The organism is Pantoea sp. ACRSC (assembly GCF_022346785.1).
GTDB classification, from domain to species: Bacteria; Pseudomonadota; Gammaproteobacteria; order Enterobacterales; family Enterobacteriaceae; genus Pantoea; species Pantoea alvi.
This window is the reverse complement of sequence record NZ_JAKRNN010000004.1, coordinates 1-15,838: the sequence shown is the minus strand read 5'-3', so window position 1 is coordinate 15,838 and position 15,838 is coordinate 1. Positions and strand designations below refer to the sequence as shown.

Annotated in this window: 22 protein-coding genes; 9 read left to right on the top strand and 13 right to left on the bottom strand. The window is 57.5% G+C overall.

Going from position 1 to position 15,838, the window contains the following annotated elements; genetic code table 11:
- Positions 1-118: 118 nt before the first annotated feature.
- The 7 genes from MHZ97_RS06235 to MHZ97_RS06210 all read left to right on the top strand — a co-directional run bounded on the left by MHZ97_RS06235 (position 119) and on the right by MHZ97_RS06210 (position 4,172).
- A complete protein-coding gene (locus tag MHZ97_RS06235; RefSeq protein WP_103796908.1) occupies positions 119-595 on the top strand; it encodes a very short patch repair endonuclease in 477 nt (158 codons plus the stop codon).
- 65 nt (positions 596-660) lie between these two features.
- Positions 661-933, top strand: coding sequence for a hypothetical protein (locus MHZ97_RS06230; protein ID WP_103796909.1), 273 nt, complete (start codon positions 661-663; stop codon positions 931-933).
- Positions 934-943: 10 nt separating this feature from the next.
- Positions 944-1,855: a DUF808 domain-containing protein gene (locus MHZ97_RS06225; RefSeq protein WP_103796910.1), complete on the top strand. Its 912-nt coding sequence runs from the start codon at positions 944-946 to the stop codon at positions 1,853-1,855.
- Positions 1,856-1,896: 41 nt separating this feature from the next.
- On the top strand, positions 1,897-2,028 hold the full coding sequence (locus tag MHZ97_RS22290; RefSeq protein ID WP_255351574.1) for a hypothetical protein: 132 nt from the start codon (positions 1,897-1,899) through the stop codon (positions 2,026-2,028).
- Between the two features lie 177 nt (positions 2,029-2,205).
- Positions 2,206-2,385, top strand: coding sequence for a YodC family protein (locus MHZ97_RS06220; RefSeq protein ID WP_103796911.1), 180 nt, complete (start codon positions 2,206-2,208; stop codon positions 2,383-2,385).
- Positions 2,386-2,494: 109 nt separating this feature from the next.
- Positions 2,495-2,938 (top strand): hypothetical protein, encoded by a 444-nt coding sequence (locus tag MHZ97_RS06215; RefSeq protein WP_239323711.1) that lies wholly within the window; start codon positions 2,495-2,497, stop codon positions 2,936-2,938.
- Entirely contained in the window at positions 2,898-4,172 is a 1,275-nt protein-coding gene (locus MHZ97_RS06210) for a diguanylate cyclase (protein ID WP_239323709.1), read from the top strand. Before MHZ97_RS06215 ends, MHZ97_RS06210 begins: the two co-directional genes overlap by 41 nt.
- Here the strand turns inward: MHZ97_RS06210 and MHZ97_RS06205 are convergent.
- From MHZ97_RS06205 to MHZ97_RS06195, 3 genes are all read right to left on the bottom strand, one after another.
- The gene (locus tag MHZ97_RS06205) at positions 4,169-5,389 is read right to left on the bottom strand and encodes a glycosyl transferase (RefSeq protein WP_033749838.1); all 1,221 of its coding nucleotides are present in this window, start codon (positions 5,387-5,389) and stop codon (positions 4,169-4,171) included. The genes MHZ97_RS06210 and MHZ97_RS06205 overlap by 4 nt on opposite strands.
- Before the next feature lie 33 nt (positions 5,390-5,422).
- Positions 5,423-6,211, bottom strand: a complete 789-nt coding sequence (locus MHZ97_RS06200) for a mannosyl-3-phosphoglycerate phosphatase-related protein (protein WP_103796913.1) — start codon at positions 6,209-6,211, stop codon at positions 5,423-5,425.
- 346 nt (positions 6,212-6,557) lie between these two features.
- A complete protein-coding gene (locus MHZ97_RS06195) occupies positions 6,558-6,782 on the bottom strand; it encodes a DUF2525 domain-containing protein (protein WP_158253398.1) in 225 nt (74 codons plus the stop codon).
- A 331-nt stretch (positions 6,783-7,113) separates the two neighbouring features.
- Here MHZ97_RS06195 and MHZ97_RS06190 point away from each other — a divergent pair, with 331 nt between their 5' ends.
- Positions 7,114-7,272 carry a YqaE/Pmp3 family membrane protein gene (locus tag MHZ97_RS06190; RefSeq protein ID WP_033749833.1) on the top strand — a complete coding sequence of 53 codons (159 nt, stop codon included), beginning with the start codon at positions 7,114-7,116 and terminating at the stop codon, positions 7,270-7,272.
- Between the two features lie 48 nt (positions 7,273-7,320).
- Positions 7,321-7,515: a protein DsrB gene (gene dsrB, locus MHZ97_RS06185; RefSeq protein WP_239314155.1), complete on the top strand. Its 195-nt coding sequence runs from the start codon at positions 7,321-7,323 to the stop codon at positions 7,513-7,515.
- A 139-nt stretch (positions 7,516-7,654) separates the two neighbouring features.
- On the opposite strand, the gene MHZ97_RS06180 is transcribed toward dsrB, so the two are convergent.
- The 10 genes from MHZ97_RS06180 to MHZ97_RS06135 all read right to left on the bottom strand — a co-directional run.
- On the bottom strand, positions 7,655-9,367 hold the full coding sequence (locus MHZ97_RS06180; protein ID WP_239314157.1) for a methyl-accepting chemotaxis protein: 1,713 nt from the start codon (positions 9,365-9,367) through the stop codon (positions 7,655-7,657).
- A gap of 135 nt (positions 9,368-9,502) precedes the next feature.
- Complete coding sequence (gene rcsA, locus MHZ97_RS06175) at positions 9,503-10,138, bottom strand: transcriptional regulator RcsA (RefSeq protein ID WP_239314158.1); 636 nt, start codon at positions 10,136-10,138, stop codon at positions 9,503-9,505.
- 636 nt (positions 10,139-10,774) lie between these two features.
- Positions 10,775-11,560, bottom strand: a complete 786-nt coding sequence (gene fliR / locus MHZ97_RS06170; RefSeq protein WP_103797682.1) for a flagellar biosynthetic protein FliR — start codon at positions 11,558-11,560, stop codon at positions 10,775-10,777.
- On the bottom strand, positions 11,560-11,829 hold the full coding sequence (fliQ, locus tag MHZ97_RS06165; protein ID WP_103797683.1) for a flagellar biosynthesis protein FliQ: 270 nt from the start codon (positions 11,827-11,829) through the stop codon (positions 11,560-11,562). The genes fliR and fliQ overlap by 1 nt, the downstream gene beginning before the upstream one ends.
- Positions 11,830-11,854: 25 nt before the next feature.
- Positions 11,855-12,586: a flagellar type III secretion system pore protein FliP gene (fliP, locus tag MHZ97_RS06160; RefSeq protein WP_239314203.1), complete on the bottom strand. Its 732-nt coding sequence runs from the start codon at positions 12,584-12,586 to the stop codon at positions 11,855-11,857.
- Complete coding sequence (gene fliO, locus MHZ97_RS06155; RefSeq protein ID WP_033791415.1) at positions 12,586-12,972, bottom strand: flagellar biosynthetic protein FliO; 387 nt, start codon at positions 12,970-12,972, stop codon at positions 12,586-12,588. The genes fliP and fliO overlap by 1 nt, the downstream gene beginning before the upstream one ends.
- A 5-nt stretch (positions 12,973-12,977) precedes the next feature.
- On the bottom strand, positions 12,978-13,382 hold the full coding sequence (fliN, locus tag MHZ97_RS06150; RefSeq protein WP_103797684.1) for a flagellar motor switch protein FliN: 405 nt from the start codon (positions 13,380-13,382) through the stop codon (positions 12,978-12,980).
- Positions 13,375-14,382, bottom strand: coding sequence for a flagellar motor switch protein FliM (fliM, locus tag MHZ97_RS06145; RefSeq protein WP_103797685.1), 1,008 nt, complete (start codon positions 14,380-14,382; stop codon positions 13,375-13,377). The genes fliN and fliM overlap by 8 nt, the downstream gene beginning before the upstream one ends.
- Before the next feature lie 4 nt (positions 14,383-14,386).
- The gene (fliL, locus tag MHZ97_RS06140; protein WP_103797686.1) at positions 14,387-14,872 is read right to left on the bottom strand and encodes a flagellar basal body-associated protein FliL; all 486 of its coding nucleotides are present in this window, start codon (positions 14,870-14,872) and stop codon (positions 14,387-14,389) included.
- Positions 14,873-15,001: 129 nt separating this feature from the next.
- Positions 15,002-15,838 (bottom strand): flagellar hook-length control protein FliK (locus MHZ97_RS06135; protein WP_239323706.1); only part of this gene is annotated, 837 nt, incomplete at its 5' end.

The following is a 15,838-nucleotide window of genomic DNA, read 5'->3' as shown; positions in this document are numbered from 1 at the left end:
CTAAAGGCGGGTTGCAGGACGCTTCGCCGCAATTTTACCCGCGTCGCTAACTGCGACGCAGGCTTTCGCTTTTATTGAGTCAGGCTAAAGTTGTAAGAGAGGGCAAAAAGGAGACGCCATGGCCGATGTACACTCCAGCACGACGCGCAGCAAGAATATGCGTGCGATACGCCAGCAGGATACCGCCATCGAACTGCGGGTGGCGCAGCTGCTAAAGGATCGCGGTTTCGCTTACCGCGTTCAGGATAAGAACCTGCCGGGCCGTCCCGATTTCGTTCTGCTGGAGCAGCAGGCGATTATCTTTGTGCACGGCTGCTTCTGGCATCACCATCACTGCTATCTGTTTAAGGTACCGGCGACGCGCACCGAGTTTTGGGTCGGCAAGATCAACAGCAACGTCGAGCGCGATAACCGCTACGTGCGCCAGCTGCAGGAGAGCGGCTGGAAAGTTCTGATTATCTGGGAGTGCGCGCTGCGCAACAAGCTGCGGCTCAGCGACGCCGATCTGCAGGAGCGGCTGGAGGAGTGGCTGCTGGCGATGGACCAGAGCGCCGAGATCGATCACAACGGCATTCAGCATTATCGCCCGCGCTGAGGCCGCCTTGCGTTGTGGGCTGCGCCGGGTTAGATTTCGCCTTCCCTCGCGATCAGGAGTTGTGGATGAGCAGTATTAAACTGACGGTAAAACGCCTTTATCAGCTGCGCGACGAGCGCATGGTAAACGCCCATGCGACCGCACGCGTCTACATTGGCGACGCCCTGGTTGCGACGGAGGAGATTACCGGCATGACGGAAAGTCCGGTCAGCAAATACCTGCACGCAGGGGAGCTGTCCGGCGCGGTCCGCGTAGAGTGGGAGTGCGACGGCATCGCTGACATTACCGTCGCGACGCTGGAACGCTGTCCCTGTTGTCAACATAACGAACCGGAATAAGGAAGACATTTTGGCTGGATCCAGCTTACTGACTTTATTAGATGATATTGCAACACTTCTGGACGATATTTCCGTCATGGGCAAAGTGGCGGCAAAAAAAACCGCGGGCGTGCTGGGCGACGATCTCTCCCTTAATGCCCAGCAGGTGACGGGCGTCAAGGCCAATCGCGAGCTGCCGGTGGTGTGGGGCGTCGCCAAGGGATCCTTTCTTAATAAGCTGATTCTGGTGCCGCTGGCGCTGCTGATCTCCGCCTTTGCCCCCTGGCTTATTACGCCGCTGCTAATGATCGGCGGTGCCTACCTCTGCTATGAAGGGGTAGAAAAAGTGCTGCACAGCCTGCAGCACGATAAGCAGGAGAAAAGCCCGGAGGCGCGTCAGCAGCGGCTGGATAAGCTGTCGCAGCAGGATCCGCGCGCCTATGAAAAGAGCAAGGTCAAAGGTGCCGTGCGCACCGACTTTATTCTTTCCGCAGAGATCGTCGCCATTACCCTCGGCATCGTTTCTGACGCGCCGCTGCTTAACCAGGTGCTGATCCTTGCGGGCATCGCTATTCTGGTCACCATTGGCGTCTACGGCATCGTCGCCGCTATCGTTAAAATCGACGATCTCGGCTACTGGCTGAATGAGAAATCCTCGGCACTGGCGCAGGGCATCGGCCGTTTTCTGCTGGCGTTTGCCCCCTGGCTGATGAAGATTTTATCGGTGGTCGGCACGCTGGCGATGTTCCTAGTCGGCGGCGGCATTATCGTGCATGGCCTGACGCCGCTGCATCATCTGATCGAGTCGGTCACCGGCGATATGAGCGGTTTGGTGGCCAGTTTGCTCAGCAACGGCGCTAACCTGGTGCTCGGCTTTATCGTTGGGTCGATCGTGCTGTTAGCGGTGAATCTGATTGCTAAACTGCGCGGTAAATCGGTATAAAGCGCACTGCCATATGATGTGAAGCCAGAAGAGGAGAGGCCATGAACGACGATATGTTTGAATTTGATATTGATGCCCAGCTGGAGCAGGCCGAAGCCAAAGCGGCGGAAAAGGTCAATGAAGTGCCTGACGACTTAGGCGACGAAGCGGATTGCGAAGGCTGCAAAATCTGATTTCCACGCCAGCAGATATTAAAAGCGGATAAGCATTCTTATCCGCTTTTTTATTTTCAACATTTCTTACTGATTTATTCTGAATTTACGCTTTTTTTCCATGCCTTAACGGGCAGGGTGTCCAGATGGCTGCTATAGATAGAAAGGTTCTGTTAACGGTCAAAAGGAGGATGCGTCATGATCTTTGGTATTAGCGATGAAGTGCAGCACAAAGAGGGCGGGCCTGCCATGGTGGTCACCGGCTACGCCAGCGGAATGGTAGAGTGTCGCTGGTATGACGGCTACGCCGTGCGCCGCGAAGCCTTTCATCAGGATGAACTCAGCCACGCCATTCCCGACGCGCAGCTCGCCAGCTGAGCGTTAGTTAACGGGGATGCGCTGTTCATCCCCCGTGATTTCTGCCATTTTTAGATCCTCCTCGCCTGCTATACTCCCTTGATCCCAGTTATTCGGAGCACCGTTGCTGATGGCTGCTTTGCCGCATTCCGTTCGAAAATTACGTCCCGAACTGCGCGTACATCTCCTGTTTTTAGCGGTCTTTCTCTTCTCCTTTTTTCTGACCTGGCGCGAACTGCATGTTCTGAAAGCCAACTATGAGGATCGACAGCGCGCCGCGCTGGCGGATATGCAGAGCAGGCTGGAGAGTCAGTTTCAGGAGAGCATCGACGGGATGATCTACTACCGCCGTATGTTCACCTATGCGCTGGCGCATCCGCTCGACGCCCACCACGCGCGCCATGCGCTGGCGAAGTTTCAGCAGCTGCGCCCGCAGCCCGCCTGGCAGCTGCGGCTTAATATGCCGCGCAGCATGCCGATAAACGGCGTCGGCGACAGCGCGCTGGTGCAGGACGCGCTGCAGCAGCGCGCTGGTGCAGGACGCGCTGCTGCAGCGCGATCAGGCACGGCTTAATGATGAGATGCTCGCGGCGCTGGAGTTCAGCTTTATTATGCAGTTCAGCGATGCGGAAGCCGATTTCCACTCGCGCTTCTGGTACACCTCGCGCGCTGGCTACTTTATTACCTCGCGTCCGCCGCAAAGCCTCTCCGCCATCTCCGCCAGCTACGCCACTATGGTTTCGCGTCCCTGGTTCCGCGCCATGGCGACGCAGGTGACGCCTCAGCAGCTGAGCTGGTCCGGCGTCTATCAGGGCGCGGAGGCGGAGGGGGCGATGCTGACGGCCAGCACGCCCGTTTTCAATAACGGCTACTGGTATGGCGCGCTGTCGATGGATTTCACCCGGGAGCGTATCGCCAGCGAGCTGAGCACGATGCGCCACAGCGCGCTGCAGGGCAGCGTGGTGCTGCTCGATAAGCGACAGCAGCTGGTGGCCTCCCTTGACGCGACGGACAGCAGGCCGCTGAGCGACGGCGCGCAGCGGCGCCTCTACGCCCAGATTGCCCGACAGCCGCAGGGCGCGCTGCGGCTGGAAAATCAGTTCATCAGCTGGAGCAAGCTAAAAAACATGGACGGCTATCTGCTGAACCAGCAGACCCTGGGGCAGGGGCTGCGCCAGGATTTAGGGCGCGCCATGCTGTTTATGCTGCTGATGTGGCTGCTGTTCGTGCTGCTGTTGCTGCTGGCGGATCAGATTATTGTGCGCCTGGTGCGGCGGCTGAGCCAGCTCTCCGCCCGTCTGGTGTGGCGCGCCAGCTACGACGGCCTGACGCAGCTGCTTAACCGCAGCGCCTTTTTTGAGCGCTTTGAAGCCGAGGTGGCGCGCTGCCGGGCGCTTAACGCACCGCTGACGGTGATCCAGCTCGATATCGACCATTTTAAAAGGGTTAACGACACCTGGGGCCATCAGGCGGGCGATCAGGCGCTGGTGCGCGTCGCGGCGATCGTAAGTCAGGGGCTGCGGAAAAACGATCTGGCGGGCCGCGTCGGCGGTGAGGAGTTCTGCGTGGTGCTGCCGGAAACCGGGCTGGCGGATGCGGAAAAGGTAGCGGAGCGGATGCGCGAGCGGCTGGCGGCGAAAACCATTCTGGTTAACGCCAGCCAGAGCTTTAGCGTGACGCTCTCGGCGGGCGTTGCCAGCAGCGAAGAGCAGGGCGAGTATCAGGCGATTCGCTTACAGGCGGAAGCGGACCGCCGACTCTATCTGGCGAAGAGTCAGGGCCGCAACCGCGTGGTAGCCAGAGGTTAAACGTTGCCGGCGTTGTCCTCTTCCACCGCCTGATAGATACGCTGCAGGATATCGGGGAAGGCGGACTGGACGCGGCTCCAGCTGGGAATAAACGGCTTGTCGTTGGGACGTTCGATAAAGGCCTGTCCCGCTTCCAGAATCGACTGGGTGAACATCTCCACCGCCGCCTCTTCGATATGCTGATCGAACTTCAGGCCGTTCATTGCCGCTTCGTGGTTATAGATTTCCATCATATCGAGCGCGTTGCGGTAGTAGGTGGCCTTCAGCACGCGGAACGAGTCGCTGGTGAGCGGCACCCCCATGGTTGCCAGTTTACGCAGCAGCGACTGCACGATATCGCTGCTCATCCGCTTCAGGCCGCCGGTGCCGTCATCTTCCGCCAGCGGCTGATGTTTGTGGTCGTAGTTGTCGGCGATCTCAACCTGGCAGGTCTGACGCGTGGTGTAGTTGCGGTAGATTTCCGACAGCACGCCAATCTCCAGCCCCCAGTCGCCGGGAATCTTAATGCCGTTGAGCACGTGGGTGCGCATGGCGAATTCGCCCGACAGCGGGTAGCGGAAGCTGGCAAGATAGTCGAGATACTCGGAGTGGCCATACACCTTTTGCAGCGAGCGCAGCAGCGGGCCAACCAGCAGTCGGCCGACGCGGCCGTTCAGCTTGCCGTCGGCGACGCGCGCGTAAAAGCCTTTGCAGAACTCATACTGAAACGCCGGGTTCGCCAGCGGATAGAGCAGGCGCGCCAGCATACCGCGTTCGTAAGTAACGATATCGCAGTCGTGCAGCGCCACGCACTGGGTGCGGTCCGAGGCGAGGGTAAAGCCGGTGCAGAACCAGACGTTGCGCCCTTTGCCCGGCTGGGAAGGGGAAAGTCCCTCTTTATCCAGCTCGGCGTCAATCGCCTTCAGACGCGGGCCATCATTCCATAAAATGCGGTGGCGCTGCGGCAGGCGCGAAAAAAATTCGCGCGCGAAGAGAAACTGATCGCGGTCGGCGCGATCGAGGCCAATCACGATCTCGTCAAGATAGGGCACTTTAGCCAGCTCATCGACGATATTGCCCAGCGCCGGTCCTTCCAGTTCGGAGAAGAGCGACGGCAGAATCAGCCCCATTTTGCGTTTGCGCGCAAAGCGCACCATCTCTTTTTCCAGCGACTCAACGCTGCGGTTGGTCAGATTATGGAAATTGGTAATCACGCCATTCTGATAAAAATCACTCATCGCGCCATCCTGTTAATCATCAGTGGTTGCGGCTTAATCGGGTTGGGTCAGGAAATAGTCGAGTCCCTCTTTCCAGCCCTCGGGGCCGTAGTGCGCCGTATGGTAGATCCGGCTTGTATCCTGTCGGGTCAGCGAGACCGGCGTTTTGCTGTAGCCCTTAATCACCACGGCGTAGTCAACCGCATCCAGCATCGGCGCATCGTTGGGGCCGTCGCCGAGGCCGATAGTGGCGGGTGCGCTGTCATACTGGCCGAGCAGCCAGCGCAGCGCTTCGCCTTTGCCGCTGCCTGCGGGCATGACGTGCCAGAAACGGCCGCCCTGCGTCAGCTGCAGCTGATGCTGGGCCAGCGCGGTGCGAAACGCCTCCAGCTTCTCTTCGTCGTCGCGCCAGACGATCACTTCTGACGCCTCACGCTGGCGCGCCAGCGCCGAGTCGCTTTCAGTCAGGCCGGTCATTGCCGCCACTTCGGCATCGGTGAAGTGGCTGAAGCCCTGAAAGCGGAAGTTCCCCTGCAGCGTATCCAGCGTGCGGCAGAGCGCGTCCCAGGCGAGGCTATCCGGCGGGATCCGCTCGCGTCGCTGCGCTGACATCTGCACCACCGCGCCGTTTTCCGCAATAAAAGGCGTATTTGTCAGGCCGAGGCGCTTTTGCAGCGGCGCCATTTCGGCGGCGGTTTTACTGGAGCAAAGCACCACCGGCACCTGCTGACGCTGCAGTTCATCCAGCCAGGCGGCCGCGGCATCCCAGCGATAGGTGTGATGATCGAGCAGGGAACCATCCAGATCGGTAATGACTAACAGCGGCTGTTGCAAACTGGGCATAGCAGGCTCCTTGCGACATTAACCAACGGATTTTCAGTATTATAGTTGATGAACAATTGCGCCTGCTTTTCACCCGTCGCGCGCCACTTCCAGGATAATTCTTAAAACGCAACGGTAAAGCGAAGCGTAATGCACAGAAAATGCATGGCTGAAAGCGGGTGAAATCAGGCTGTTTCCGGTAACTTCAGCGGGTCTGATGCGGAAAGGTCAGCAGATTTGTGCATAGCCAGGACTTGTCTTAATGCCGGGCAGGCGTAATCTGCAGAGGTGTCAAGCATTTCCTGATGTAACGAATTTATGTGGTTCTTCACCCGGCGCTCCCTGCCGGGTTTTTTTTGCCGCGCGGTTAGCGGTTGAGTTCGTTGCAGCTACAGTCGCGAATATCCAGCTCATACTCGTCCGCCAGCTCAATACTCCCTCCCCAGGCTCTGCCGCCGGTTCTTAAATGGCGACTGCTATCTGCTTCGGGGAGGGTTTGCGCGCGCTCTGCGGTGCTGCGCGGCAGGCTGTTAAGCAGCGAGTCCACTTCGGGTTTTTCGCTGGCGGGCCGCTCAGGGGTTATTGGCGCCATCATCGCTCTCCTTTTGTCAAAAAAGGACACTTCACTTCACTCACGCCGGAGACTAAGGCGGATCGATTAAGTATAGACGGCAGGAAAAAACGCAGGCAAAAAAAAGCCCGCGCTGCGCGGGCAAAATCCTTGTTACTTTTAGGTTGACTACCCCTTAGGGGTGGGGCAGTAAGAGAAGTGTAAAAGGTTGCCGTGTCAGAAGTCTTGTTGTGAAACGTTAAGAAAGTGAAAAAGCGTCCGCTTACGTAAATTTACCTCTTTTTTCCTTTGTTATCAGAAGCATCGTCTATAGTTACAGACGGAATGACAACTGACGCGACAAGGAGAGACCATGGATCTGTTACGCATTATTATCGCCATTATTTTGCCGCCGCTGGGCGTATTTATGCAGGTCGGTTTCGGCGGCGCCTTCTGGCTAAATATCTTACTGACGCTGTGCGGCTATATTCCCGGTATCATTCATGCGGTTTGGGTGATTGCGCGTCGCTGAGGCGGACGTTTACACTGATGCACAGGAAAATCATCAGGAGCAACCCCCATGAAGGTCAATGACCGCGTCACCGTAAAGACCGATGGCGGCCCGCGCCGCCTCGGCACCATCCTTGCCGTAGAGCCGTTTAACGAAGGCGTTATGTATCTGGTGGCGCTGGAAGATTATCCGCTCGGCATCTGGTTCTTTAATGAGAGCGATGATCCAGAAGGGGTATTCGTGGAGCCTTATCAGGCGGAATAAACGCGAAGCGGCCGGAGTGGGCGCGCGACCGAGCTTTTATTCTCTTAATATCGCAAAATAATAAGGCGCCTGACGGCGCCTTATTTTATGGCTGATCGGCAATAAGCAAACGCCGACGCGCCTCGGTTTTTGCTCCGGCTCAGAAGGTTTCCCAGTTGTCATTGCCGGAGGTCGCCAGCGCCGGACGCGGCATGACCCGCGGCGACGTCAGCGCCGGCGCGGCAGAGGCGGCGGCCGCAGCGGGCAGCGCGGGACTCTCCTGCAGGCGGAAGGCGGCGACAGCCCTGGTCAGCTTGCCAGCCTGATCTTCCAGCGACGCGGCCGCTGCCGACGCCTCTTCAACCAGCGAGGCGTTCTGCTGCGTAACGTTATCCATCTCGGTGACCGCCTGGCTGACCTGCTGGATGCCGCGGCTCTGTTCATCTGACGCGGCGGCGATCTCCGCCATAATATCGGTCACGCGGCGTACCGCCTCGACGATTTCGCCCATGGTGTCGCCCGCTTCGCCTACCTGATGCGACCCCTCTTTAATCAAGCTGACCGATTCGGCAATCAGCGACTCAATCTCTTTGGCCGCCTGGGCGCTGCGCTGCGCCAGGCTGCGCACCTCGCTGGCCACCACCGCAAAGCCGCGACCCTGTTCGCCGGCGCGCGCCGCTTCCACCGCGGCATTGAGCGCCAGAATATTGGTCTGGAAGGCGATGCTGTTGATGACGTTGGTGATCTCGGCGATCTTCTTCGAGCTGCCGGAGATATTGGTCATGGTTTTCACCACGCCGCTCACCAGCTCGCCGCCGTTGCGGGCTTTGCCGGAAGCGTCTGCCGCCAGCTGGCTGGCGTGATGAGCGTTCTCCGCGTTCTGCTTCACCGTCGCGGTCAGCTGCTCCATGCTGGCGGCGGTTTGCTCCAGCGCGGCGGCCTGCTGCTCGGTACGGGAAGAGAGATCGGTGTTGCCGGCGGAGATCTCGCCGGATCCCTGATAAATCGCCACCGCGCCTTCGCGCACCGTGCCAACGGTTTTCACCAGCGAATCCTGCATCAGCTGCAGGTTATGCAGCAGCGTGCCAATTTCGCTGCGGCCGTGCGGCTCCGGCGGGGCGGTGAGGTCGCCCTGCGCGATGCGCTCAATACGCGCCACCGACAGACGCAGCGGGCTGATCACCACGCGACGCAGAAAGACAAAGGTCATCAGCGTCAGCAGTAAAGCAGCGACGAAGGCGGCCGCCATGGCGATAAAGCCGATGCGCGACTCGTGCTCCGCCGTCGCGTTGATCGACTCGGCGCGCTGGGTGCGCAGTTTAATCGCCTGCAGCAGCACCTCGTTATAGGCATTGTCGAGTTTGCGCGTGACGTCGGTCTCCTGCGCGATAATACCCTCGAAGCTCCCCTGCTTGCCGGCGTGGATCATCGGCTTCAGGCCTTTCTCAATATAGTCGTTGAAGCGCGCCGTCAGCGGGGCGTCAAGGGCGATATCCTGCGGGGTTTTGACCTTGCGATCCTGATAAACCTTAAAGCCTTCCTGTGCCTGCTGGATACGCTTTTCGGAGGCGGCGATGTTGGCTTTGAACTCATCCATCTCGCCGATGCGAGCGGCGGCACCGGCCTGAATAATAGAGAGACGCGCGGTGCGCAGGTGGTTTGAACTGTTAGAGAGCCCCATGCGCACCTGGATCTCGTCAGTGGCATCCTTAAGAGACTGGTTGCTCTGAATCAGAAAATAGCTGGCCAGGGCGATACAGAGGGCGAACAGCAGCAGAATACCGCCGAAAATCATACTAAAGAGCGGCACCAGGCGCAGGTTGCGCCAAAGGCCAGCCTTAAACGGTGTAGAAGAGTCCAGTGGTGTGTTCATATCCTTGATCTCATGTCGGGGTTATGAAACTAACATCGGCAGAGAAGGGGAAAGGGTTAGGTGAGGGAGTGCGATCTGGCTCGCAAAAATGGCGAAAAAAAAACCGGCCAGGGGGCCGGTTCTTTCGCGAGTTGATTATCTCACATTGACATAGATACCTGACGTCACATTGTCAGTTAAACGCACTACATGGTAGATAACCTGTTTGTTATGGGTTTTGATCTTGCGTTTAATATTGCCTTTGTGTGACGAAACGGTCTTGGCTTTAATTTGCATCTTGTCTGAGATCTGAATGGTGTCATGGCCTGACATCCACATTTTCAGCATATTTGACTCCGTCTGGCTTAATGTCAGAGGGTGTACATCCAGACCTGAAGAAATACGAGTTGATGCGTTAAGCTTTTTCTGTAAATAAGTGCTGAGTAATGAGTCCAGTGTCGTCGTTTTTATCGATTTTGACGTAATAATCAAGTTCTTACGAACGTAGAGGTATTCCTCAAAATGGATATTAGAAATGGCCATGAAGATAAAAAACAGCGTTTCCGGGTGCTGCATAATAATATTTCGGATGCGGTCGCTGGAATCCGCTTCGTGGATAAAACACTCTTCGTTAATAAACACTACGCCAGGTTTTAGCTGTTCGCAGCGCTGCTGTAATTGCTCAATATCGGAGACAGAAAAAATGTTTTTCTTTTTGACTCCTTTACAGGACATGTAGTCCGATAATCCCAGGCGTGTGTAGTTGCATGAATCCATAATAATCGTTGGCATGTTTAGCGACCCTCACCAATTTGTTATCCGTTTAAATCAACGATGAATTACGCGTTGCTGTACGAGAGAGATTTCTAAGACACTTTTTTATTCTGCTCAGCAGTCTGGCGACAGGCCATACGCCCGCCAAAAGTATTCTTCCCTGACCCGTTTCTGCAAAGTTATTTTTTGTGTTGCCTCGACGTCACTTAACTCGCCAGTGATAGCGGGAATCGCTGGCGATTTGCAATAAGCGTGCATAACACCCTGTTTTGAGAGCCTCGTCACTATCGCGCATAACACAGTCAATGCTGATAGGACAATTCTTAAAAACATTTGATTCGCGAAAGTGTGACGTTTTAGCGAGTGTTGACAATGCCGGAAAAAAAAGGTTCTGACAAGAAAAATCGTTAAAGGATTTTTTTTGTTCCAAAACAAGCTGTTGCCGATTTTGTCAACGATTCCACCGAGTTAGCTGCAGCGGGAATCTGAGAAATAAAATACTTGAAGCGCGGTTTAATAAGAATAATTTTCAGAGTTACTTCTCACTTATCAGAATTTCCTTAGTTGATTTCTGAGAAAACTGGTTTGAAAAATGCACAGAATGTTTTGGGTGGCTTAAGTATCACTTTAGAAAGATAGTGAGATACTTAATCATCAGGGGTGAGACAGTTCCGATATAAACTGAGCGAGCAAATCAAAGACTTCGCTGAACAGATGCTCACAGAAGGGCGCAACCAGAGGCATCATCAACCCCATGGTCAAAATTCCCACTGTTAAGGTAATTGGAAAGCCAATCGCGAAAATGGATAGTTGAGGTGTAACACGGTTTAACAAACCCAGGACCAGGTTTATCAGAAGCAGTAAAACGATTAAGGGTAGCGCTAACATCATGCCATTAAGGAAAATTAAACCGCCCGCTTTGACCAGTGCATTAAAGGCGTTGGCGTTTAACGGCTGCCCGCCAATCGGCAACGTATGAAAACTGTCCGCCAGCAGGGAGATCAGCCACAGGTGCCCGTTGAAGGTCAGGAACAGCAACATCGCCAGCATATCGAGAAAACGGGCCAGAACCGGCATATTCAAGCGACTGCCTGGATCGAAAAACGTGGCGAAAGAGAGGCCCATCTGTAAACCGATCACCTCGCCCGAGAGGCGCACCGCAGCAAATGCCAGCTGCATCGTGAACCCCAGCCCGATACCGATCAGCATCTGCTGAAGCAGCAGCCAGAAGCCGGCGGGCGAGAAGAGCGTGACGTCAACCGGAGGCAGCGTTGGTATCATTATCCAGGTGATCAGCGCCGCCAGACCGATTTTCACGCGTTTGCTGATAGCACGCTCGCTCAGCAGCGGCGCAGTGGCAAACAGCGCCAGCATGCGCGCCAGCGGCCAGAAAAACTGACTGACCCAGTGAACCAGCTGGCCGCTGTCGAGAGTAATCATCAGCCGATCATATAGGGCAGGTTGGTGAAGAGGGTGCGGATATAGTCCAGCACCAGATTCAGCATCCATGGCCCGGCAATCACGCCCGTCGCCGCGACGGCCAGCACCTTCGGTATAAAGGAAAGTGTCTGTTCGTTCACCTGAGTCGCCGCCTGCAGCAGGCTGATAATCAGGCCGCTGACCAGCGCCGCCAGCAGCATCGGCGCTGCGAGCATTAACGCCAGGCGCATCGCTTCCTGGCCCATTACCATAACGGATTCTGGCGTCATTAGTCTCTCCGGGAAATCGGAATAATCAGGAATAGAAGCTTTGTGCCAGCGAACCGACCAGCAGCTGCCAGCCATCCACCAGTACAAACAGCATCAGTTTGAAGGGCAGCGAGATGGTTGCCGGCGGCACCATCATCATCCCCAGCGCCATCAGCACGCTGGCGACCACCAGGTCGATAATCAGAAACGGGATAAAAACGGTAAAACCAATCTGGAAGGCGGTTTTCAGCTCGCTGGTAACGTAAGCGGGCAGCAGAATGCGCATCGGCACCGCTTCCGGCCCCTGGATAGGCGGCGTGTTCGCCAGGCGGGCAAACAGCGCCAGGTCCGCTTCGCGCGTCTGGCGCAGCATAAAGTCGCGCAGCGGCTGCGCACCTTTCTCCAGCGCCACCTCCATGCTGATCTTATCCTGGCTAAAGGGCAGATAGGCGTCGTCGTAAATTTTGTCGAAGGTCGGCGCCATAATAAAGAAGGTCAGAAAGAGCGCCAGGCCGAGCATCACCTGATTCGGCGGCGCGGACGGCGTGCCGAGGGCGTTGCGCAGCAGGCCGAACACGATGATGATGCGGGTAAAGCTGGTCATCATCAGCAGCACGGCGGGAATAAAGGTCAGCGAGGTGATAAAAACCAGCGTCTGTACCGGCAGCGACCAGCTTTGTCCTCCATTGGGCAACGCATGGCTTACCAGTCCCGGCAGCTGAGCATGAGCAGCCGGTGCCAGCAGCAGCAGCGGCAGAAAGGGAAGCAGTCGACGCATCATTGGGGTTTTCCGGGACGTTTAACCAGGTTCTGTAACAGCTGACGAAAATCCTGCGGCGCGGCGGCGGGCGGACGGGCATCCGGCGCGACCGGCGGCAGCGTGTGCAGATGGGTAATCTGCGCCGCCGTGACGCCCAGCACCAGGCGCGCCTCGGCGGTATCCACAATCACCACGCGCTCGCGCTGGCCGACCTGCACGCTGGCGCTCACCTTCAGCGCCTGGCTGCTTACCGTCTTCGGCGCAAAACCGAGGCGGCGCGCCAGCCAGGCGCAGGCGAGGATCAGCAGTACAATCACGGCCAGCACGCTGCTGACCTGAGTCACGACGGAACCGCCGGAGATTGCCGGCGCCGCAGGCTGCAGCGCGTGGGACTGGGTATTCATCATATTTAGCGGCTCAGACGACGCATACGTTCAGACGGAGTGATAATGTCGGTGATGCGCACGCCATATTTATCGTTAACCACCACCACCTCGCCCTGGGCGATCAGGTAGCCGTTAATCAGGATATCCAGCGGCTCGCCCGCCAGGCCGTCCAGCGCCACAACGGAACCCTGCGTCAGGCGCAGCAGCTCTTTAATGGTCATTTTGGTGCGGCCCAGTTCAACGGTAAGCTTGACCGGGATATCCATAATCAGATCGATATCCTGCAGCGAACCGGCAGCGGCGCTGGTTTCGAACGTCCTGAAGACGTCATCGGCCTGCGGCGCGCTGGTTGCGGTCTGCTCATTCATCGCCTCAGCCCACAGATCGTCCGCAGAGATGTCGTCGGACGGTTTATTGCTGTCACTCATTGGGCTGTTCCTCATTCAGCGAATTCAAAATCGGGTTAATCAAATGCTCGACGCGCAGGGCATACTGGCCGTGCATGGTGCCGTACTGACTGGTCAGCACCGGTACGCCGTCAACGTGCGCGATAATGCGCTCGGGTTTCTCGATCGGCAGCACATCGCCGGGCTTCAGCTGCAAAATGCGCGACAGCCGCAGCGAGGTTTCCGCAAAGTGAGCGATCAGCTCCAGCTCCGAGTGCTGCACCTGTTTCACCAGGTTCTCGCGCCAGTGGTTATCCTCGGTGCGGGAGTTCTCCAGCGGCGGGTTAACCAGCAGTTCGCGCAGCGGCTCGATCATCGAGAACGGAATACAGATGTTGAACTCGCCCACCAGGTTGCCAATCTCGACCTGGAACGGCGTGTTGACCACGATATCGTTCGGCGAGGTGGTGATATTGGTGAACTTCACCTGCATTTCGGAGCGGACATATTCCACCTCGAGCGGGTAGATCGCCTTCCACGCGTCGCTGTAGCCTTCCAGCGCCAGCTTCAGCATGCGGCGGATCACGCGCTGCTCGGTGTGGGTGAACTCCCGGCCTTCCACCTTGGTGGGGAAGCGGCCGTCGCCGCCGAACAGGTTATCCACGGCGATAAACACCAGGCTCGGCGAAAACACCACCAGCGCCGTTCCGCGCAGCGGTTTCAGGTGGATAAGATTCAGGTTGGTCGGCACCGGCAGGTTGCGGGCAAACTCATGATACGGCTGAATCTTGATCGCACCGACGCTGATATCCGGGCTGCGGCGCAGCAGGTTAAACAGCGCCATACGGAAATGTCGGGCGAAACGCTCGTTAATAATCTCCAGCGCCTGAAGGCGCTCGCGCACGACGCGACGCTGGGTATTAGGGTCGTAAGGACGAATGTCGCCTTCCGGCCCGCTTTGACTCTTTTCATCTACCGCGCTGTCGCTGTCGCCGTTAAGTAAGGCGTCAATTTCAGCCTGGGAGAGAATGCTATCGCCCATTGGTTTACCTCAAAATGAAGGCGGTAAACAGTACGTCATTTACCGCCTGCGCAGGCTGTCCTTTCACCAGCGGAGGTGACAGCACCTGCTTAATCTGTTCAATCAGCGCTTGCTTGCCCTGCTCCGACGCCAGCGCGGCGGCGCTCTGACGAGAGAGCAGCAGCAGCAGACGGCTACGCACTTCCGGCAGATAATCATTCATCCGACGACGCGTATCTTCGTCCGGCAGACGCAGGGTAAAGCCTACGTACAGCACACGGTCCGGATCGTTGTCGGGATTGACCAGGTTGACGGTAAAGGTGTCAAGCGCAAAAAAGACGGGAGCGGGCGGCGGTTCTACTTTCGCAGCTTCCGGGGTACCGCTCTCGTGTTTATTCATCATTCGCCAGACTGCATAACCTGCCACGCTACAAGCGGCCAGCGTTACAATCAGCAACACCGGAATTAAGAGCGAACGTTTGCGGCCTTTTGCTTTCGCGTTATCAGACATTTTTGCAGTAACTTCCTGTGAATTATGGGCAAACCTCTCGGTTTGCCTGGACAGATTATCCCGCGTCTTAAGTCAAACAATGGGAAGAAAAGACGCGGGTTTTACGCTTACCTTCAGCGTTTGTCGCTGTCAGGCAAAAGTATCGACAGCGCCGGTACCGAGGATGCGCGCCTGAAGGGCGGCAGGAACGGCGATCGGCGTTATCTCGCTATCGTCATCCTGGGAGAGAGAGAAGGTGCCGTGCTGTCCGTCGCGGCGCGTCTCCTGCTGCTGTTGCTGCTGGAAGCCCTGGCTCTGCGCGAAGCTGTCACTGCTTACCTGACTCTGTCCCAGGTTAATGCCGCTTTCCGCCAGCGCGGTACGCAGCTGGGGAAGGGCGGCTTCCAGCGCGGCCCTGACGTGGCTGTGGCTGGAGGCCATATTGATCTGCGCCTGGTCGTTATCCAGCTTCAGGCTAATCTGGATGGCGCCCAGATCCGCCGGATGCAGCCGCAGCTCGGCGTTTTGCTGGCCGTTGCGGCTGAACATCACAATCTGCTGGCTCAGGGCCTGCTGCCATTCGTCGCTGCCCAGCTGCGCGTTGAGCATCGGCGTCGACGGGGTGCTGGTCGTGGCCGACGCGGTCTGCGTCATCAGCGGTGCCGCGCTGCTGCTGACCGGCGCGCTGGTCAGCGTGGTGCTGTCCGTCTGCGTCAGCGGCGCGCTTTTCTCATCCTGGCGGCTGAGGCTGCTCAGCGCCTGCTGAAAGCTGGCGTCCAGCGTCAGCGGCGCGGTGGCAGTAGCGCTCGCCGTGGTGCCTGCTGAGGCGCCGGACGGGGTGTTCTGCAGCGTCGGGCCCGCTTTCGCCTCGCCGTGCGTCGGCGCGCTGGTGGCTGATGACGCACTTTGCGTCAGCGAACCGTTCAGCGCCTGGCTCAGCGCAGAGAGCGCGCTGCCGCCGGCTCGGGCCGCGGCGCGACTCGGCGG

Coding starts and splice junctions, on each gene's coding strand:
- MHZ97_RS06235 (WP_103796908.1), top strand. CDS start 119: ATGGCCGATGTACACTCCAGCACGACGCGCAGCAAGAATATGCGTGCG.
- MHZ97_RS06230 (WP_103796909.1), top strand. CDS start 661: ATGAGCAGTATTAAACTGACGGTAAAACGCCTTTATCAGCTGCGCGAC.
- MHZ97_RS22290 (WP_255351574.1), top strand. CDS start 1,897: ATGAACGACGATATGTTTGAATTTGATATTGATGCCCAGCTGGAGCAG.
- MHZ97_RS06220 (WP_103796911.1), top strand. CDS start 2,206: ATGATCTTTGGTATTAGCGATGAAGTGCAGCACAAAGAGGGCGGGCCT.
- MHZ97_RS06215 (WP_239323711.1), top strand. CDS start 2,495: ATGGCTGCTTTGCCGCATTCCGTTCGAAAATTACGTCCCGAACTGCGC.
- MHZ97_RS06205 (WP_033749838.1), bottom strand. CDS start 5,389: ATGAGTGATTTTTATCAGAATGGCGTGATTACCAATTTCCATAATCTG.
- MHZ97_RS06200 (WP_103796913.1), bottom strand. CDS start 6,211: ATGCCCAGTTTGCAACAGCCGCTGTTAGTCATTACCGATCTGGATGGT.
- MHZ97_RS06195 (WP_158253398.1), bottom strand. CDS start 6,782: ATGGCGCCAATAACCCCTGAGCGGCCCGCCAGCGAAAAACCCGAAGTG.
- MHZ97_RS06190 (WP_033749833.1), top strand. CDS start 7,114: ATGGATCTGTTACGCATTATTATCGCCATTATTTTGCCGCCGCTGGGC.
- dsrB (WP_239314155.1), top strand. CDS start 7,321: ATGAAGGTCAATGACCGCGTCACCGTAAAGACCGATGGCGGCCCGCGC.
- MHZ97_RS06180 (WP_239314157.1), bottom strand. CDS start 9,367: ATGAACACACCACTGGACTCTTCTACACCGTTTAAGGCTGGCCTTTGG.
- rcsA (WP_239314158.1), bottom strand. CDS start 10,138: ATGCCAACGATTATTATGGATTCATGCAACTACACACGCCTGGGATTA.
- fliR (WP_103797682.1), bottom strand. CDS start 11,560: ATGATTACTCTCGACAGCGGCCAGCTGGTTCACTGGGTCAGTCAGTTT.
- fliQ (WP_103797683.1), bottom strand. CDS start 11,829: ATGACGCCAGAATCCGTTATGGTAATGGGCCAGGAAGCGATGCGCCTG.
- fliP (WP_239314203.1), bottom strand. CDS start 12,586: ATGCGTCGACTGCTTCCCTTTCTGCCGCTGCTGCTGCTGGCACCGGCT.
- fliO (WP_033791415.1), bottom strand. CDS start 12,972: ATGAATACCCAGTCCCACGCGCTGCAGCCTGCGGCGCCGGCAATCTCC.
- fliN (WP_103797684.1), bottom strand. CDS start 13,382: ATGAGTGACAGCAATAAACCGTCCGACGACATCTCTGCGGACGATCTG.
- fliM (WP_103797685.1), bottom strand. CDS start 14,382: ATGGGCGATAGCATTCTCTCCCAGGCTGAAATTGACGCCTTACTTAAC.
- fliL (WP_103797686.1), bottom strand. CDS start 14,872: ATGTCTGATAACGCGAAAGCAAAAGGCCGCAAACGTTCGCTCTTAATT.